The 17,045-nt window shown below is 59.6% G+C and carries 18 protein-coding genes and 1 pseudogene; 9 read left to right on the top strand and 10 right to left on the bottom strand.

Annotation, left to right across the window (positions count from 1 at the left end):
• Positions 1-188: 188 nt before the first annotated feature.
• The 7 genes from urtA to AWB64_RS26020 all read left to right on the top strand — a co-directional run bounded on the left by urtA (position 189) and on the right by AWB64_RS26020 (position 6,752).
• Positions 189-1,463, top strand: a complete 1,275-nt coding sequence (gene urtA, locus AWB64_RS26050) for an urea ABC transporter substrate-binding protein (RefSeq protein WP_060858302.1) — start codon at positions 189-191, stop codon at positions 1,461-1,463.
• Between the two features lie 36 nt (positions 1,464-1,499).
• Positions 1,500-2,417 carry an urea ABC transporter permease subunit UrtB gene (gene urtB / locus AWB64_RS26045; RefSeq protein ID WP_060858301.1) on the top strand — a complete coding sequence of 306 codons (918 nt, stop codon included), beginning with the start codon at positions 1,500-1,502 and terminating at the stop codon, positions 2,415-2,417.
• A gap of 37 nt (positions 2,418-2,454) precedes the next feature.
• Positions 2,455-3,624 carry an urea ABC transporter permease subunit UrtC gene (gene urtC / locus AWB64_RS26040; protein ID WP_060858300.1) on the top strand — a complete coding sequence of 390 codons (1,170 nt, stop codon included), beginning with the start codon at positions 2,455-2,457 and terminating at the stop codon, positions 3,622-3,624.
• Positions 3,624-4,367, top strand: coding sequence for an urea ABC transporter ATP-binding protein UrtD (gene urtD / locus AWB64_RS26035; protein WP_060858299.1), 744 nt, complete (start codon positions 3,624-3,626; stop codon positions 4,365-4,367). Before urtC ends, urtD begins: the two co-directional genes overlap by 1 nt.
• A gap of 13 nt (positions 4,368-4,380) precedes the next feature.
• Positions 4,381-5,070, top strand: coding sequence for an urea ABC transporter ATP-binding subunit UrtE (gene urtE, locus AWB64_RS26030; RefSeq protein WP_060858298.1), 690 nt, complete (start codon positions 4,381-4,383; stop codon positions 5,068-5,070).
• 46 nt (positions 5,071-5,116) lie between these two features.
• The gene (gene fmdA, locus AWB64_RS26025) at positions 5,117-6,349 is read left to right on the top strand and encodes a formamidase (RefSeq protein WP_060858297.1); all 1,233 of its coding nucleotides are present in this window, start codon (positions 5,117-5,119) and stop codon (positions 6,347-6,349) included.
• Between the two features lie 76 nt (positions 6,350-6,425).
• Positions 6,426-6,752 (top strand): FmdB family zinc ribbon protein, encoded by a 327-nt coding sequence (locus tag AWB64_RS26020; protein ID WP_060858296.1) that lies wholly within the window; start codon positions 6,426-6,428, stop codon positions 6,750-6,752.
• A 125-nt stretch (positions 6,753-6,877) separates the two neighbouring features.
• On the opposite strand, the pseudogene AWB64_RS26015 reads toward AWB64_RS26020, so the two are convergent.
• Positions 6,878-7,113 (bottom strand): annotated as a pseudogene (locus tag AWB64_RS26015) (IS6 family transposase); the annotation flags it as partial.
• Between the two features lie 45 nt (positions 7,114-7,158).
• Here AWB64_RS26015 and AWB64_RS26010 point away from each other — a divergent pair.
• Positions 7,159-7,416: a hypothetical protein gene (locus AWB64_RS26010; RefSeq protein WP_060858295.1), complete on the top strand. Its 258-nt coding sequence runs from the start codon at positions 7,159-7,161 to the stop codon at positions 7,414-7,416.
• 79 nt (positions 7,417-7,495) lie between these two features.
• On the opposite strand, the gene AWB64_RS26005 is transcribed toward AWB64_RS26010, so the two are convergent.
• Positions 7,496-7,738: a hypothetical protein gene (locus AWB64_RS26005; RefSeq protein ID WP_060858294.1), complete on the bottom strand. Its 243-nt coding sequence runs from the start codon at positions 7,736-7,738 to the stop codon at positions 7,496-7,498.
• 108 nt (positions 7,739-7,846) lie between these two features.
• Here AWB64_RS26005 and AWB64_RS31735 point away from each other — a divergent pair, with 108 nt between their 5' ends.
• Positions 7,847-8,086 carry a hypothetical protein gene (locus tag AWB64_RS31735; RefSeq protein WP_157766708.1) on the top strand — a complete coding sequence of 80 codons (240 nt, stop codon included), beginning with the start codon at positions 7,847-7,849 and terminating at the stop codon, positions 8,084-8,086.
• 45 nt (positions 8,087-8,131) lie between these two features.
• Here AWB64_RS31735 and AWB64_RS26000 read toward each other — a convergent pair whose 3' ends face one another.
• The 8 genes from AWB64_RS26000 to AWB64_RS25965 form a co-directional block, all read right to left on the bottom strand.
• On the bottom strand, positions 8,132-8,863 hold the full coding sequence (locus tag AWB64_RS26000; protein ID WP_060858293.1) for a Crp/Fnr family transcriptional regulator: 732 nt from the start codon (positions 8,861-8,863) through the stop codon (positions 8,132-8,134).
• Positions 8,864-9,640: 777 nt separating this feature from the next.
• Entirely contained in the window at positions 9,641-10,177 is a 537-nt protein-coding gene (locus AWB64_RS25995) for a DUF2889 domain-containing protein (RefSeq protein WP_060858292.1), read from the bottom strand.
• A 3-nt stretch (positions 10,178-10,180) separates the two neighbouring features.
• A complete protein-coding gene (locus AWB64_RS25990; protein WP_060858291.1) occupies positions 10,181-10,999 on the bottom strand; it encodes an HpcH/HpaI aldolase/citrate lyase family protein in 819 nt (272 codons plus the stop codon).
• A gap of 22 nt (positions 11,000-11,021) precedes the next feature.
• On the bottom strand, positions 11,022-11,771 hold the full coding sequence (locus AWB64_RS25985; RefSeq protein ID WP_060858290.1) for a GntR family transcriptional regulator: 750 nt from the start codon (positions 11,769-11,771) through the stop codon (positions 11,022-11,024).
• Between the two features lie 80 nt (positions 11,772-11,851).
• Positions 11,852-13,042, bottom strand: a complete 1,191-nt coding sequence (locus tag AWB64_RS25980; protein WP_060858289.1) for a CaiB/BaiF CoA transferase family protein — start codon at positions 13,040-13,042, stop codon at positions 11,852-11,854.
• Complete coding sequence (locus AWB64_RS25975) at positions 13,039-14,232, bottom strand: acyl-CoA dehydrogenase family protein (protein WP_060858288.1); 1,194 nt, start codon at positions 14,230-14,232, stop codon at positions 13,039-13,041. The genes AWB64_RS25980 and AWB64_RS25975 overlap by 4 nt, the downstream gene beginning before the upstream one ends.
• Before the next feature lie 47 nt (positions 14,233-14,279).
• Positions 14,280-15,668: an MmgE/PrpD family protein gene (locus AWB64_RS25970; protein WP_060858287.1), complete on the bottom strand. Its 1,389-nt coding sequence runs from the start codon at positions 15,666-15,668 to the stop codon at positions 14,280-14,282.
• Entirely contained in the window at positions 15,665-17,011 is a 1,347-nt protein-coding gene (locus tag AWB64_RS25965) for an MFS transporter (RefSeq protein ID WP_060858286.1), read from the bottom strand. Before AWB64_RS25965 ends, AWB64_RS25970 begins: the two co-directional genes overlap by 4 nt.
• Between the last annotated feature and the right edge of the window lie 34 nt (positions 17,012-17,045).

Raw genomic sequence — 17,045 nt, 5'->3', positions numbered from 1 at the left:
CGACGTGTGCGCGGCAGCCGGATCACCGGTCCTTACGCGCGTCGCGTCGTGAGTCTAGCGATCCATAAATACGCGCGCTCTACGTCAAAAGACGTATTCCGGCGCGCGTATCGGCCACTTAACTTCTGCCCCATGCCAGCGCAACGCGTTCGAGCCGCGCGCTTATGAAACCTCCAAGGAGAATGTCCATGCCCTTCGACGACCAGCCCGACGCAGCCGACAACACAGAAGCGATCTCGCAGCGCCGCCGCAAGCTGCTGCTCGGCCTTGCCGCCGCACCGGCGCTCGCCGCGCCCGCTTTCGCGTTCGGCCAGTCGCTGTCCACCGCCCAGGTGAACACCACGAAGCTCGCCGTCACCGATACTGAAGTCACCGTCGGCCAGTTGCATTCCGCCACGGGCACCATGGCGATCTCCGAGACGGGTTCGATCCAGGCCGAGCGTCTTGCCATCGACCAGATCAACGCGGCGGGCGGCGTGCTCGGCCGCAAGATCAAGATCATTCAGGAGGACGGCGCGTCCGACTGGCCGACTTTCGCCGAGAAATCGAAGAAGCTGCTGGAAAACGATCACGCTGCGTGCGTGTTCGGCTGCTGGACGTCGGCATCGAGAAAAGCCGTGTTGCCAATTTTCGAACGCGATAACGGCCTGCTCTATTACCCGACGTTCTATGAAGGGCTAGAGCAATCGAAGAACGTTTTCTATACCGGGCAGGAAGCCACCCAGCAGATTCTGTGGGGGCTCAACTGGGCTTCCCAGACGAAAAAAGCGAAGTCGTTTTTCCTGATTGGCTCGGACTACATCTGGCCGCGTACGTCGAACAAGATCGCGCGCAAGCATATAGAGGACCATCTGCACTTGAAGGTGGTCGGTGAAGAGTATTACCCGCTCGGTCAGACAAACTTCAACTCGCTGATCAACAAGATCAAGATCGCCAAGCCCGATTGCATCTACGCAATCATCGTCGGCGGATCGAACGTCGCGTTCTACAAGCAACTCAAAGCGGCCGGCATCACCGCCGACAAACAATTCCTGCTGACCATCTCGGTAACGGAAGACGAAGTGCTCGGCATCGGCGGCGAAAACTTCGCCGGCTTCTATTCAGCGATGAAGTACTTCGAATCGCTCGACAACCCCAACAACAAAGCCTTCGTCTCCGCGTTCAAGGCGAAATACGGACCGAAATCGGTGATCGGCGATGTCACGCAGGCGGCCTACCTCGGGCCGTGGCTATGGAAAGCGGGCGTCGAAAAGGCGGGCAGTTTCGATGTCGACAAGGTGGTCGCGGCGTCGCCCGGCATCGAACTGAAAACCGCGCCCGAAGGCTACGTGAAGATCCATCCGAACCATCACTTGTGGAGCCGCACGCGCATTGGTATGGCGCAGGCCGACGGGCAATTCAAGGTGGTCGCGGAGTCGCCGGATCTGATCGAGCCGAATCCGTTCCCGAAGGGTTATCAGTAAGTCCCTGCTTCAACTCTGCCTTACAAGGAACCCGTCATGTCCGCCACCGATATGTTGAACATTACGCTGATGCAAGGCTTCGCCGGCCTGAGCCTCTTCAGCGTGCTGCTGCTGATGGGGCTCGGGCTCGCGGTGATCTTCGGACAGATGGGCGTCATCAACATGGCGCACGGCGAGTTCATGACCATCGGTGCGTACACGGTCTACGTGTTCTCCAAGTGGGCCGAGTCGATGGGCGCCGTCGCCACCAACATGTTCCTGCCGCTTGCCATCGTCGCTGCGTTTGCCATTGCCTTCGTGTTCGGCTGGATAGTCGAGTGGGTGCTGATCCGGCACCTGTACAAACGCCAGCTCGACACCTTGCTCGCCACCTGGGGCCTGAGCCTCGGCATGCAGCAGACGTTCCGCTCGACTTTCGGCCCGAAGGAAGTCAGTCCGACGTTGCCGGACTGGCTGATGGGATCGTGGTCTCCGGTGCCGGGCCTAGACATTCCTATCAACGGCCTGTTTGTGATGTGCCTTGCAATCCTGCTCACGGGCGGCGTGCTGGCGGCGATGTATCGCTCGCGATGGGGGCTGAGGGTCCGTGCCACCGTCAACAACCGGACGATGGCCAACGCCGCTGGCATCGATACAAAACGCACCGACCGCCTCACATTCGCCATCGGCTGCGGCATGGCGGGCGTTGCGGGCGCGGCATTCACGACCATCGGTTCGACGGGGCCGACGAGCGGTTCGCTGTATATCGTGGACTCGTTCCTGGTTGTCACGTTCGGCGGTGCAGCGAGCTTGCTTGGCACCGTGGCTTCGGCCTTCGGTATCGCGCAGACCCAGTCCATCAGCGAGTTCTTTCTCACTGGATCGTCGGCGCGCGTGATCACGCTGCTCGCCGTCGTGCTGATCCTGATGGCGCGCCCGCAAGGTCTTTTCGCGTCCAAGGTGCGGCGCGTCTGAGCGCGCTGGACCTGTTCCACTTTTATCGGAGTTCGCCATGAACCGCATTCCTGCTTCAACGCCACCACCGCCCTCGCGTCTGGGTGCCTTGCGCGACTGGCTGGCCTACAGGGGATTCGGCAGCTTCGTACTGCTTGCGCTCGTGCTGCTTGTGGTCATGCCGCTCGCGCTCGATGTGTTTCGTCTCAACCTCGTCGGCAAGTACCTGACGTATGCGTTCGTCGCGATCGGGCTTGTCATGGCGTGGGGCTATGCGGGCGTGTTGAGCCTCGGCCAAGGTGTGTTCTTCGGGCTCGGCGGCTACTGCATGGCGATGTTTCTCAAGCTCGAAGCATCGGACCCCGTCAGCACGAAAATTCAGTCGACGCCCGGCATTCCCGACTTCATGGACTGGAACCAGATCAAGGCGCTGCCGTGGTTCTGGAAGCCGTTCGAACATTTGCCGTTCGCGATTGCCGCGGTGCTGATCGTTCCGACGGCGCTTGCCTTCGTGATCGGATTCGCGATGTTCAAGCGGCGTGTGGGCGGCGTCTATTTCGCGATCATCACGCAGGCCATCGCTTTGATTCTTTCGGTGCTGATCATCGGGCAGCAAGGTTATACGGGCGGCGTGAACGGCATCACCGATCTGAAGACCATGCTGGGCTGGGACATCCGTCCCGATTCCGCGAAGATCTTCCTGTACTTCGTGAACGCGGTGTTGTTGCTGGTCGCCATCCTGTTCTGCCGGCTCGTGCAGACCAGCAAGCTCGGCACCTTGCTGCTCGCCATGCGCGACAAGGAAGACCGCGTGCGTTTTTCCGGCTACGACGTCGCCATGTTCAAGGTCTTCGCGTTCTGTCTCGCCGCGCTGCTCTCGGCAATCGGTGGCGCGATGTTCACGCTGCAGGTCGGCTTCATGTCGCCGTCGTTCGTTGGCATCGTGCCATCGGTGGAGATGGTGATCTACGCGGCCGTTGGCGGGCGCATGTCGCTGGTCGGAGCGGTGTACGGCACGCTGCTCGTGAACTTCGGGCGCACGTATTTCTCGGAGAGCTTTCCGAACCTGTGGCTATTCCTCATGGCGGCGCTTTACATAGGCGTGGTGATGGCCTTCCCCGATGGCCTAGCAGGGCTGTACGACGCGCATGTGAAGCCGCGCATAGCCTCGGTCTTGCGCCGCGGCGGCCGCAATAGTCGCAGCCGTTCAACGCTCGGGAGCCCGTGATGAGCAATACAGACTTCCTGCTCGCGGTCGAAGACCTGAGCGTCTCGTTCGATGGTTTCAAGGCCATCGACGCGTTGAACCTCTATGTGGACCGGGGCGAACTTCGTGTGGTGATCGGACCGAACGGCGCCGGCAAAACGACCTTGCTCGACCTGATCTGCGGGCGCACGGCGGCGAGCAGCGGTTCGATCAAGTTCAAAAATGTCGAGATGACGTCAATGGCCGAGTTTCGCATCGTCCGTTCGGGAATCGGGCGCAAGTTCCAGACGCCGTCCATCTATGAAAACCTGAGCGTGTTCCAGAACCTGGAGGTGTCGTTTCCGCGTGGCCGCGGCGTGTTCGGTGCGCTTGCGTTCCGCTGTACCGCCGAGGTTCGCGAACGAGTACAGGAAGTCGCCGAAGAGATTGGTCTCGCCGCACTGCTGCCTACCGAAGCCGGCTTGCTTTCGCACGGACAAAAGCAATGGCTCGAGATCGGCATGTTGCTGATGCAGGACCCGGAGTTGTTGATGCTCGACGAACCCATCGCCGGAATGAGCGTTCGCGAACGGGAAATCACCGCCGAGCTGCTTATCAAGATCTGCCAGAACCGTTCGATGATCGTCATCGAACACGACATGGAATTCGTCGCGCGGATCGCGCACAAGGTCACCGTGATGCATCAGGGAAAGATCCTCGCCGAAGGTCCGATGGACCAGGTGCAGAACGACCCGCGTGTGATTGACGTGTATCTCGGACATTGAGGAGGCGACGGCCATGCTGCAGGTAAAGGATGTGTTCGTGAGCTACGGACAAAGCGAGGCGCTGCATGGCGTCTCGTTCGATGCGGCCCGCAACGAGATTGTGGCGATCATGGGGCGCAATGGCATGGGGAAAACCACCTTGTTCAAGGCGCTGATGGGCGTGCTGCCTGTGAAAGGTGGCGCAATTGAGCTGGATGGCAAGGATGTATCGAAGGATGAAAGCTTCCGCCGTGTGGCAAAGGGACTTGCGTATGTACCTCAGGGCCGGCAGATATTTTCATCGCTGAGTGTAGAGGAGAATATTCGCACCGGCATGGAGCAGGTCAAATCCCGTAGGATTCCAGATGAAATCTACGCCCTCTTCCCTGTTCTCTACGAAATGCGCAACCGCAAGGGCGGCAATCTCTCAGGCGGGCAGCAACAGCAGTTGGCCATTGCCCGGGCGCTCGTGAGCGAACCCAAGGTGCTGCTGCTCGACGAACCCACCGAAGGCATCCAGCCGTCCGTCATCAAGGACATTGCGCGCGCGTTGCACGAGATCCGCAAGCTGCGCGAAATCACCATTGTTGTTTCCGAACAGGTCCTGAGTTTCGCAATGGATGTCGCGGACCGGTTGTTCGTTATCGAAGGCGGACGGCTGGTTCACGAGAGTCCGCGCAATGCCATCGATACCACCCGCATCCGTCAGTTCCTGTCGGTCTGAGCTCATTCATTCGCCGGTGCAGCCGGTATTCATAGAGGAGATTCACATGCCCGACACTCTCATCAAAGTCGACCTCGAGCAATCCGCCTACGACAACGAGCAGGTCCACAACCGCTGGCACCCCGACATTCCGATGGCATGCTGGGTCAAGCCCGGCGACGACTTCGTACTGGAGACCTATGACTGGACCGGCGGTTTTATCAAGAACGACGATTCCGCCGATGACGTACGTGACATTGACTTGTCAATCGTTCATTTTCTTTCCGGACCTGTCGGCGTTCATGGCGCCGAGCCGGGCGATCTGCTGGTTGTGGACCTGCTCGATATCGGCACGAAAGCAGAACGCCAGTGGGGATTCAACGGCTTCTTTTCGAAGCAGAACGGCGGCGGTTTTCTCACGGAACATTTCCCCTATGCGCAGAAAAGCATCTGGGATTTTCACGGCCTTTTCACCGATTCGCGTCACATTCCAGGCGTAAGTTTTGCAGGACTGATTCATCCTGGTCTGATCGGCTGCCTCCCCGATCCGAAGCTGCTTGAAACATGGAACGACCGCGAGATTGGGTTCATCGCGACGCAGCCCGATCGCGTGCCGCCGCTCGCCAATGCGCCGTTCGCGCCGACCGCGCACATGGGCAAACTCCAGGGCGCCGCGCGCGATACGGCCGCCGCCACGGGAGCGCGCACGGTGCCGCCGCGCGAACACGGCGGCAACTGCGATATCAAGGACCTGTCGCGCGGTTCCAAAATCTACTTCCCGGTGTACGTGGACGGCGCGGGCTTGTCTGTTGGCGACTTGCACTTCAGCCAGGGCGATGGCGAGATAACATTCTGCGGCGCGATCGAAATGGCCGGCTGGGTCCATATGAAAGTGGATTTGATCAAGGGCGGCATGGCGAAGTACGGCATCAGGAATCCGATTTTCAAGCCGAGCCCGATCACGCCGCACTACAACGATTACCTCATTTTCGAAGGCATTTCCGTCGATGAAGCCGGTCAGCAGCATTACCTCGATGTGCATGTGGCATACCGGCAGGCCTGCTTGAACGCCATTGAATACATGACGAAGTTCGGCTATTCGCGGGCGCAAGCGTATTCGATTCTCGGGACCGCGCCGGTCCAGGGGCACATAAGCGGCGTAGTCGACATTCCCAACGCATGCGCCACGCTATGGTTGCCAACTCAAATCTTCAACTTCGATATCAGCCCGAACGCCTCAGGCCCTGTCAAGCACATCACGAGCGGAGTCGATCTGCCTTTGTCGCTTGATCGCGTCTAGCGCATAGGCATGGTCAAAGTCATAGCCATGAGCGGCCCCGGCACAAGGCCCGGACCGCGTCGAACGAGGACGTCGTATGCCGACCTATGAATTCGAATGCGCACACTGTGGTCCCTTCGACGCAATGCGCTCCATAGCCCGGCGCGACGCGCCTGCTAGCTGTCCCGTATGCGAAGCCGATGCCATGCGCGTGATCCGCAGCGCCCCGCTGTTGTCGTCGCTCTCGGTCGCGACGCGTTCCGCGCATGCCGTAAATGAACGTGCAGCACATGAACCGATGCGCTCGCCCGCGCACGGCGCGGGTTGCGGGTGTTGTTCGAGCAAGATCAAACTGCCGCGTGCGGTCGGGGCACAGGAGGCCCCGCGCTCGGCGGCCGGCCGGCCGTGGATGATCAGCCACTAGCCGCGCTCGACGCCGTGCGTTAGATGCCGGCTTTGGATTGCAATGCTGATAACTCGTATATCCGCACTGCCTTCGCGGGGCCGGCAACATCAGGCCGCTCCTCTTTGAATAGCACCAGTTCGAGGGTGCCATGTGCTACCTCTAGTTTGCGTCGCGCTGCTTTCACCCGGTGGGCAAAGCCCTTGCCAAATTTATCGCACCAGCATCGGATCGTCTCGTAAGTCACGATCACACCGCGCTCAAAGAGTACCTCCTCAATGTCGCGCAGGCTCAACTGGAAGCGGAAATACCAGCGCACGGCGCAACTGATGACTTCAGCCGGAAAACGGTGACCGTGATAGAGCGATTTTGAGTTCTTCATCACGCCATCTTACGTGACCGGCTCTCCAACCTGACAACGCCCTGGGTGATCCCCGGCACGTTGCTGAGCGGTACCGCCGCCGGCGCGGCGATCGCGCTGATGGCGACCATCGGCAACCTTAGCGGCTACGCAAGTCCCGTGCTGATCGGATGGATCAGTCAGCGCACCGGACATGTCGAAGACGGCCTGCTGGCGCTGGCCGCTATCACCTGCGCGTTGTCGGTATGCGCGTGGGGCCTGGCTCGCGTCATGGTCGTTGCCAGCCCCGACAGCGAGCCGGCGTTGCTCTCGTCCCGTCCCTGAACTGAGCCCGCTCTTCGCTCTTTCGGAGTCCATTGTAAATTCACTCTCGCTGACCGTTTGAGCAGTCAGCGAGCAACGATCAGAGATGCCCGAGCGTATCGACAATGCCCGGCATCCGCGCCGTAGCTTGCTCGTGAAGCTGCGTATAGAGACTGTTGCCATGCGCGTCGATCGCGACTGTCGCCGGTCCGAGCTGCTCGACTTCGAGCGTGAGCAGCCGGAACTGCGAGATGTACTCGGTCCAGTTCATCGCCACAACCCGGCGCAGCGCACGCGAAAGCAGATTCGCGCCACCGTGATAGAGCGATTTCGATTTCTTCATCGCTTAATCTTATACGACCAGTCGCGCAACCTGACACCGCCAAAAATAAATGTCGTGTGCTAAGGTTAGTAAAAACCCTAGCACTGAACTTTTCAGACAGGACGCGCCATGCAAACACGTTTCACTTTGTCTGAACAACAGCCATCGACGACCTTTCGAACAGCACACTCCCGCATTGAAGCCATGCTTGAACAATTGCGGCCGACGAATGAAGCGGAGCGCGAAGCTTTCGAGATGGCTCGAGCGTTAGCCGAGTCCGGAGATGCAGAAGCCGCTGAACTGGAATTAAGTGAAGTACTTGCAAGTCGCCGTTATCGCGTTGGTGGACCCCTCAACACATCGCGATAACCAGCGTCACACGTTGTTGCTCATCGTTTTTCCAAAACACGCTCATCAAACTTCTTCGGTCTGGCGCATACGCGGCAGCATGCGGTCAAACTCGCGTTTGACGATGCCGTAGCATTCGCATGCGCGCGCTTCCAGACCCGCCCGATCGAGCACCTTGATGCAACCGCGGCTGTGGTGAATCAGGCCCGCGTCATGAAGCTTTCCCGCCGCTTCCGTCACACCTTCGCGACGCACACCGAGCATGTCTGCAATCATCTGCTGCGTGATCTGCAGATTATTCGTCGACGTGCAGTCGATCTCGATCAAGAGCCAACGGCACAATTGCTTGCTCAGCGAATGATGACGGTTGCACGCAGCGGTCTGTGCCACTTGCGTCAACAGCGCTTGCATGTACAGCAGCATCAGGCGGCGCAGGAAATCAGAACGATTGAATTGCTCGCGCAAGGCGCTGGCGCTCATGCGGTAAGCGAACCCGGAGCACTGAACCTGAACACGCGTGGGCATGGTGTCGCCGCCCGTCAGCACCGGAACGCCCGTCATGCCTTCACGTCCGATTGCTGCTATTTCGGCTGAGCCGCCGTCTTCCATCGTGTGAAGCAGCGAGATGATGGCGGTCGTCGGGAAATACACGAAGTGAATTTTCTGTCCCGAATCACAAAGCAACTGATCCGTACGCAATTGCACGAGTTCCAGGTGCGGCGTAAGCGCTTGCCATTCATGCGCCGGAAGCGCGCCCAACAAATGATTGCCGTGCAGGTCAGATTGAAGCGTCAACATGATGGTCTTCTCTTTTATTTTTTGCGCTGTGCGCCGTACTTTTTATTCCAGCCAGCTTTACGTTCCGTGGATGCATCTATTGGCATCCATCTGGAACATAAAGCGGCCAGCCCCGTAAGCAGTCCCCGTCACCATCGTTTTACTTGCTTTGCCTTTCCGGCTTTTTCGACAGTAGCAGGTGCTGCACCACATATTTAGCGAGGACCGTGCCACGAGGCCTGAAAGCCAATGCCCGCATGGAACCGGCCTGGATATGCCGCAGCGCACACAGGACCGAAAAAGATTTATGTTTCACTTCTGAACATTAGCGCGGAGCGCTAGCGGGAACCGTACGATGAATATCGCGGATGGATTTTGTCTGCCGAATGCCTTGTCAGAGGCGTGTTGCGGATTTAATGCCTGTCGAAACGGGCGCAACTCGAGGGGGATAACCCCCTACAGACAGGGCATTCGTCGGGCGTTTTAAAAATGATGCGAATCTGTTCCATCGAACCGGTGCGACGAGCGCGGAGCTCGTCCTGCAGCCCGCCGGCGCCTGCTGATGCGGCTCACGCCTATGCGTAGGTTGACTGTGCAATGAATTGCGCACGCGCAGTGCGGCGAACTGAAAAATGTTGCGTTCTTGTTCCGCGTGGCCGTACTCGAACGTGCTGTGGCGAACATCATGGCGGTTGGGGCAGATCAGCCGGGATGGAGACGGAGTGACCCGGACCTTGTGCCAAACGTTTGCGAAAAAACACTGCGCCTTTTTCGCTTAAAACGACTGGCAAGGCGTGATCAGGATTGATCCCCGGCGATTTCTTTTGGCCGATACCACTTCGGATAAAACTCCCTTACCGCCTCACCGTCGGTCCGCAACGCATGACAGCCGTCGAGCTGAAACGGCTGCTGGTCGTTCGACGCGTTGATCTCTTCGCTCATCGTCTGGAACGCGGCGGTCGCCACGCCGCCGATCAATTCGGTTAGATGCGTGCAGCCGTTCGTGCCACCAAACAACGTCCGCGTTTCACGCGTGAACCCGGCTTTGAGAGTCAATCCGATCAGCTTCTTGTACTCCGGCCCGATGATGTCGCAAAAGCCAGGATACGGCACGACTTCGGACTCTGCGTGCGCATCGACGATCAGGAAAGCCGTATTGACGGTGATGCGCAGACGCATCTGATGAATGGCATCGCCCGCGAGACGCGCGACGCCGCTCGACTGACGATCATAGGTTTTCGTATCCTTGAGCACGCCTTCAATGTCGTAAAGACCATCCTCGCGCCGAAAGCCGCTCAGTTCAATTCGCCGTACGTGGAGAAGTTGACGTTCCATGGCTCAATGCGTAAAGCTCGCGATGATTCTTTTTGCGCGATCGACAATGGGTTTGTCGACGAGTTTTCCATCGACGGCAATCGCGCCCTGCGGATTTTCAGCAAGCTTTGACAGCACGCGTTCGGCCCACGCGAGATCCACGTCGCTCGGCGCAAATCCGCGGTTCACGGCCTCTACTTGCTTCGGATGAATGCAGAGCTTGGCGCCAAAACCGAAACGCCGTCCCGCGGCGACATCCGCGTCGATCAGTGGCGCGTCGTCAATCGATAAGGTCACGCCGTCGATTGGCGCCGGAAGTCCGGCAAAACGCGACTCGATCACAAATTGCGAGCGCACGTAATCAAGCTCTCGTCCGGTGTCTTCCATGTTGGCATCGACGCAATAATCGCATGAGCCGAACGCAAGCCGCGACACCGACTTCTCATGCGCAATGGCGCGCATTTGCACCACGCCGGTAACGCTCTCGATCAGCGCAATCAGCGACACGCCCTCGCCGCATCGCACCGCGATGTCGGCCAGCTCGCCCGGCACTTCCGCCTTTGGAACCATCACGCGCGTGACGGGAGACGCGCGCACCATCCGGACATCGTCCTCATGCCATGGCGTGCCGTATGCATTGACCCGGATCAGGATGCGCGGCTTGTCGATGTCCGCGAGACCGGCTTGCAACCACTTCGCAAGCCCTTCCCGCGCCTGGATTTTCGCCTCTGGAGCAACGGCGTCCTCGAGGTCGATCACGACTTGATGCGCGGCGGTCGCAAGTGCTTTTGAAAAGCGTTCGGGACGATCGCCCGGTACGAACAGATAGCTGTTAAGCGACATGCGGGACTCCTGACATGAGGCGTTAGCCGGCGTTCCATTCACGCTGGAACGTCTCCGAGTAACTGAATCTGTCGGCGGGATGGATGCTGAACGCAGCCTCGACAACTTCGCTGCGGCGGTTGAGGTATCGCCGGCACACCCAGAGCGCCGGGGATCGCGCACGGGCATTGACCAGCGTAGCAATAGCGGCGGGCATGGCGATGGCTCGTATCTCCTGCTGGACTTCGACAATGCGTTCGCCAAACTGCATTTCGATCAGCGTGTAAATGGGCACGTGCGATTCGTTTTCGCTCACCACGAGCGACCGGAAGGCCGGCTGTATGAGAACCTCGGTATGGCAAATCGGGTCGGGACTTTCGCCCGAGCGCCGCAAGCCGGTGATCCGCAACCATGTTTCGCCAGGCCCGGCCTTAAGCAATTCACAGACAGCAGGGTCACGAACCTCGGCTGTCTCCTTCGATAAAATCTGCAGGACGGTATCGGCGGTATAACGATGCAAATCGCTCAACTGCTGCATGACCTGCCGATACCCCCCTTCGGAGCGCAAAGCCTTCACTGTCGTACCCACGCCCGCCTGGCGAACGACCATGCCCAGTTGCACGAGTTGCTTGACCGCTTCGCGCACCGTAGAACGGCTCGCGCCGAATTGCTCGCACAACTCGAACTCGGTGGGGATGGTCGAGCCGACCGGAAACCGGCCGCTCTGAATTTCGTTGACGAGCGTCTGCGCCAATTGCATGTAACGCGGTTGCTGACCCAGGACTGTGACCATCGGCTCTTGCGTGAAGATAAGTGAACGGGACGAACGTGGCGGATGCCCACGTCCAGATCCGTCACGCAAGGCTTCGGAGCTCATTGCACGACGGCCTTCTCGCGGAGCGAGGCGACCCGTTCAGCATCGTAACCGAGTTCCGCAAGCAGCCTGTCCGTGTCCTGACCCAGATCCGGCGCCGCACGCAACGGCAACGCCTCGTCCACGCGAACGGGCGCAGCCACGCCGCGAATCTTGCCAAAGCGCGGATGCTCGGCGTTGACCACGCCCTCGCGCTCGGCAAGGAACGGATTTTCGAGCGCCTGCTTGACGTCGTAGACCGGTGCAGCCGGGACACGTCCGCCAAATCGCTTCAACCACTCATCGGTCGTGGCCGTGGAAAGTGCTGCGTCGAGTTCCTTTTCCAGCAGGTCGCGATTGGCGAGCCGCGCCTTGAAGTTGTTGAAACGCTCGTCCGTGACCCACGACGGTCTGTCGAGCACTTCCGCCAACACGCCCCAGAATTTTTCCTTGTTGCACATCAGGAAGATCCAGCCGTCCTGCGTCTTGTACAACTGGCTCGGCGTAAGCGAAGGATGCGTCGACCGGCGATCGCGTCCCGTCACGACATCGCCGTTCAAATACCAGGTCGCGACATACGCGAGATTGTGCACGGCGACATCGAAGAGACTGACGTCCATGTCCCGGCCGATGCCCGACGCGCGCGCCTGCACGATTCCTGCAAGCAACGCCATGGCGGCCGTGGTGCCCGTCATCAAGTCGATGATCGATAAACCGAAGCGCGCGGGCGGACTATCCGGCTCCCCCGTGACCGAAAGATATCCCGCCTCGGCCTGCATCAGGTAGTCATACCCCGGCCATGAGGCGCGGCTTCCGGTTCTGCCATAAGCCGAAAGATGGCCGCAGACAATGGCAGGGTTCGACTCCTTCAACTGGTCATAGGTCAGGCCGAGTTTGGCGGGGAGATCGCCGCGAAGATTATTGAAAACCGCGTCGCTCTTCTTCACGAGATCGAGCAGCACTTCGCGTGCTTCCGGCTTTTTCAGATCGAGCGTCAAGCTGCATTTGTTGCGATTGAAGGCTTCGAAAAAATGGCTGTCGCCTTCGCCGAAAAAATATGGACCTACCGCGCGGCCAACGTCGCCGCCTTCACGGAAGTTCTCGACCTTGATGATCTCGGCACCAAGATCGGCCAGATGCTGGGTGGCGAACGGACCCGCGCCATACTGTTCGACCGCGACAATACGCACGCCTGAGAGAGGCAAAGTCATACCGGATTCCTCGCGATCAGATTTTTGGCGATGATCATTCGCTGCATTTCATTGGTTCCTTCGCCAATACACAACAACGGTGCATCGCGATACAAACGCTCGACGTTGAACTCTTTCGAATAGCCATATGCGCCGTGAATCCGCATTGCTTCAATGCTGTTTTCGAGCGCCGCTTCGGTAGCAAAATATTTCGCCATGCCGGCTTCCATGTCGCAACGCTCGCCCCGGTCGTAAGCCACCGCGGCCGCTTCCGTCAACAGCCGCGCAGCCTGCAAACGCGTCGCCATTTCACCCAGCTTTAAGGCGATCGCCTGATGCTCGCAAATCGGCTTGCCGAAGGTCTTGCGTTGCTGCGAATAGGAAACGGATTCGTCGAGCGCCGCTTGAGCGATACCTACACCGCGCGCCGCCACGTTGATGCGTCCCAGTTCGAGGCCGCCCAGAATCTGCTTGAGCCCGAGTCCTTCCACGCCGCCAATGACTTGCGGCACCGGTACGCGAAAATCCGTGAACGTCAGTTCGCAGGTGTCGATGCCTTTGTAGCCCAGCTTTTCAAGCTTGCGGCTGACTTCGAATCCCGGGCCTTTTTCGACCAGCAACAGCGTCATGCCTTTGTGTCGCGGCTCGGCCTTCGGATCGGTTTTCACCAGCAGCGCAAGCACGTTGCCATGAAGACTGTTCGTGATCCACGTCTTGCTGCCGTTGACTACGTACTCGTCGCCTTCGCGGCGCGCGACCGTGCGGATTGCCTGCAAATCCGTGCCGCAATCCGGTTCCGTCAAGCCGATACCGCCACGCAATTCCCCCGTCGCCATGCGTGGAAGGTAAGTTTGTTTCTGTTCTTCGGTGCCGTTTCGCTGCACCGTCATTGCCATGATCAGGTGTGAGTTGATAATCCCGCTCACCGACATCCACACGGCCGAGATCCGGTCCACGATCTTCGCGTAGGTCGACGTGGAAAGACCCAGACCGCCGTATTCCTGATTGATCAGGCAGCCGAACAACCCCATGTCCTTCATCTTCTCGACGATTTCGTGCGGGTACTCATCCGCAGCTTCGAGCGCGTGGACGTACGGCTTCACCTCCGTCTTAAGAAACCGGTCGAGCATGTCGAGAATCAGTACCTCGTTTGCCTTCGCTTCTTCCGCTGTTTCTGCTGTTTCTGCTTTTTCTACATCGATAGTAGCCATGAAATCTCCTGCCCTGAAGGCGTGCAGCACATTAATTGATGCGGCGATTAAGCGGGACGACGCAATACGCTTCCCAGCGTTGACACCGGTGTCTGTTCGAGGCCAAGAATCGCGTCGCGGATTTGCGTGGCGCGTTCTTGCGTGAGCGCGCGTGCGGCGTTATCGAAGAACTTCGCGACGATGTCGTCGTTGCTCAGCGGCCTGTCCGAGGATCCGCGATTGATCGCTTCACGGTGCGCCAGACGCCGGCCATCGCGTGTAAAGACGATCACCTCGCCGGTGTAATGGCGCGGGAATGTGGACTCGTTATCGACTTCGTAGTCGACGCGTTGTGCCAGCGATAAAACCGCCGGATCGGCAAGCGCAGCGTCGTCCAGGTCGTCGAGCGTAAAACGTCCCTTGAGCAATCCCGTCGCGACGATGTACGGAATGCTGAACTGCGCGTCGTAGCTGTTCGCGGGCCGCTTCTTGTTCGATACCGGCTCGCAGACCACATCCACGGTCGGACCCGGCACGCGCACGATGACGTTCTCGATTTCATCGAGCGTCAGGCCGTGTTGTTTATGCAGCTCGACGGCGGCGTCCGACGACGCATGCGTGAAATGACAGGCGGGTATCGGCTTGAGCGCGACGTGATCGATTTCCCATTGATCGCCAAGTCCGGCCGTCGCGATGGAAAGATCAGGCGAAGCGGCGTCGTTCAGGTGCAGCGAATAGAGCCCGTAGCGGCCTTCATAGGGCGCGCCTGGTCCCACGAAGCCGTGCTTCGCAAGCGACGCCGCGATCGTGCCGCTGACAGCCGCCGAGCCGGGATGCAGCCGCTTGGTCCACGCGCCGTCCTGCAGGAATTCGAGACTCCCCGAGGCCATGGATAAGGCGATTCCTTGCGCGTGGGTCGCGCGTGCTGCGTCGAGGCCGAGCAGGCGAGCGGCCGCCAGCGTGCAGCCGAACGCGCCTGCGAGCCCCGTCGGATGGAAACCTGCCTTGTGAAAACCGCCTTGTGCAACTGCGCTCACCCGGGTGGACACTTCCATCGCGCAAAGATACGCGGTGAGCAGATCGGCGCCGCTTGCGCTCTCGCGCTCGCCGACGCCGAACACGCAAGGCAGCGCGCTTGCGGTCGAGTGGATCACGCCGCGTGCGTGGGTATCGTCGAAATCCAGGCCGTGGATCAGCAAGCCGTTGAAGAGCATTGCGTCGCGCATGGCAAGGCGTTCCGTGTGCGCGAATACCGACGCGTTGCCGCTGTCGAGTTCCTGCATGGCGGCGAGCGTTGCACGCGAATAATTGAATTCCGTGGTCGCGAACGCAAGGCCGATGCTATCCAGCATCAGGTGCTTGGCGCGCTCGCGAACCGCCTGGGGTACATCGGACAATTGCAGGTTTGTCGTGAAGCGCGCAAGCGTCGCGGAGATGGACATGGACATGGAGCTCATCGTGCAATTCCTCCTTGCTTGATATCCAGATGGGTATCGAGCGCGTCTTCGTCAGGCGATGCCGCTTCGAGCGAATATTGATTCGCATCGACCCCGAGTGACAAGACCGCCACGATCAACAGGATCAGGACGCCGGACACCATGCCGAGGACGCCGAACAATCCGAACTGGGCGTAGAGCAGCACGGCAACATATGACGTGGTCATCGATGCAAGCCGGCCGCACACGCCTGCAGCGCCCGTTCCCCGCAAGCGCAATGCCGTGGGAAACAACTCGGGCACGTAGCCAAAGAGGCCGAGCGTGACAATCGCGAAGATGCAACTCACGAGCACGAAGCCGACACACGCGATCGCGGCGTTGGCGACCATCTGCGGATAGATGAAGCCGAGGACAATTGTCATCGCCGAGAAGAAAACCAGACCCTTGGCGCGGCCGAGACGGTCCGCGCTCAGGAAACCGAGCACCGCGCCGAACGGTGCGCCGAACGACATCAGCGTAGTAAAGCCAAGCGAGGTCACCACATCCCGCCCTTCCTTCACGAAGAAGGTCGGCAGCCATGCAACGAAACCGTAGACCGCGACATTCACCGCTATAGCCGTCAGGGCTGCTGTCAGCGTACGGCCGATCATCCCGCGCCGGAACAACGCACTGAACGGCAGTTGCGGCACTTCGAGGTTCTGCGTGCGCGCGCATTCGGGCAACGGACCACGCTGCTTCGCAACCTCGGCCTCGATCGCGCTCACGGTACGTTCAGCTTCATCGAGACGTCCGACCGATTCAAGCCAGCGCGGCGACTCCGGCATGCTGTGGCGCAGCGCCCATACGATCATTGCGCCAATGCCCGCGATGGCGAACATCCAGCGCCATCCGAGCGTCGGAATCACGACATATCCCACGCTCGTTGCAATGACGAGCCCCGAATTGACGATGAGCCCAAGCAGCGCTATCCATCGTCCGCGATACGCCGGCGGGATGAACTCGCACAGCGTTCCGGCAGCAACGACCAGTTCGGCGCCAAGTCCGATGCCCATCAGGAAGCGACACGCGATCAACCAGTAGATGCTCGGCGCAAACGCGGCTGCAATCGACATCACGCCAAACAGCGCGAGGTTGAATTGATATGAAGAACGACGCCCGAAACGATCGCCGAGATAGCCGGACAAGCCCGCGCCGATCACCATCCCGAAGAATCCCGCCGATACGAACAGCGCGTTGAGATGAAGCGTCGAAAATCCTTGCTTCATCATCGCGGCCACGACGCCGCCGGCGAGATACACGTCGAACGCATCGAGGCACGCGCCCGCGCTGATGAGGCCAAGGATCTTCCAGTGGAAGTTCGCCATTGGCAATCTGTCGAGGCGCGCGCCTGAGCTTACG

The sequence above is a fragment of the Caballeronia sordidicola genome, from assembly GCF_001544455.2.
In the GTDB taxonomy this organism is placed as follows: Bacteria; Pseudomonadota; Gammaproteobacteria; order Burkholderiales; family Burkholderiaceae; genus Caballeronia; species Caballeronia sordidicola.
Note: the sequence above shows the minus strand (reverse complement) of the source record. Positions and strands in the feature narration are given on the sequence as shown.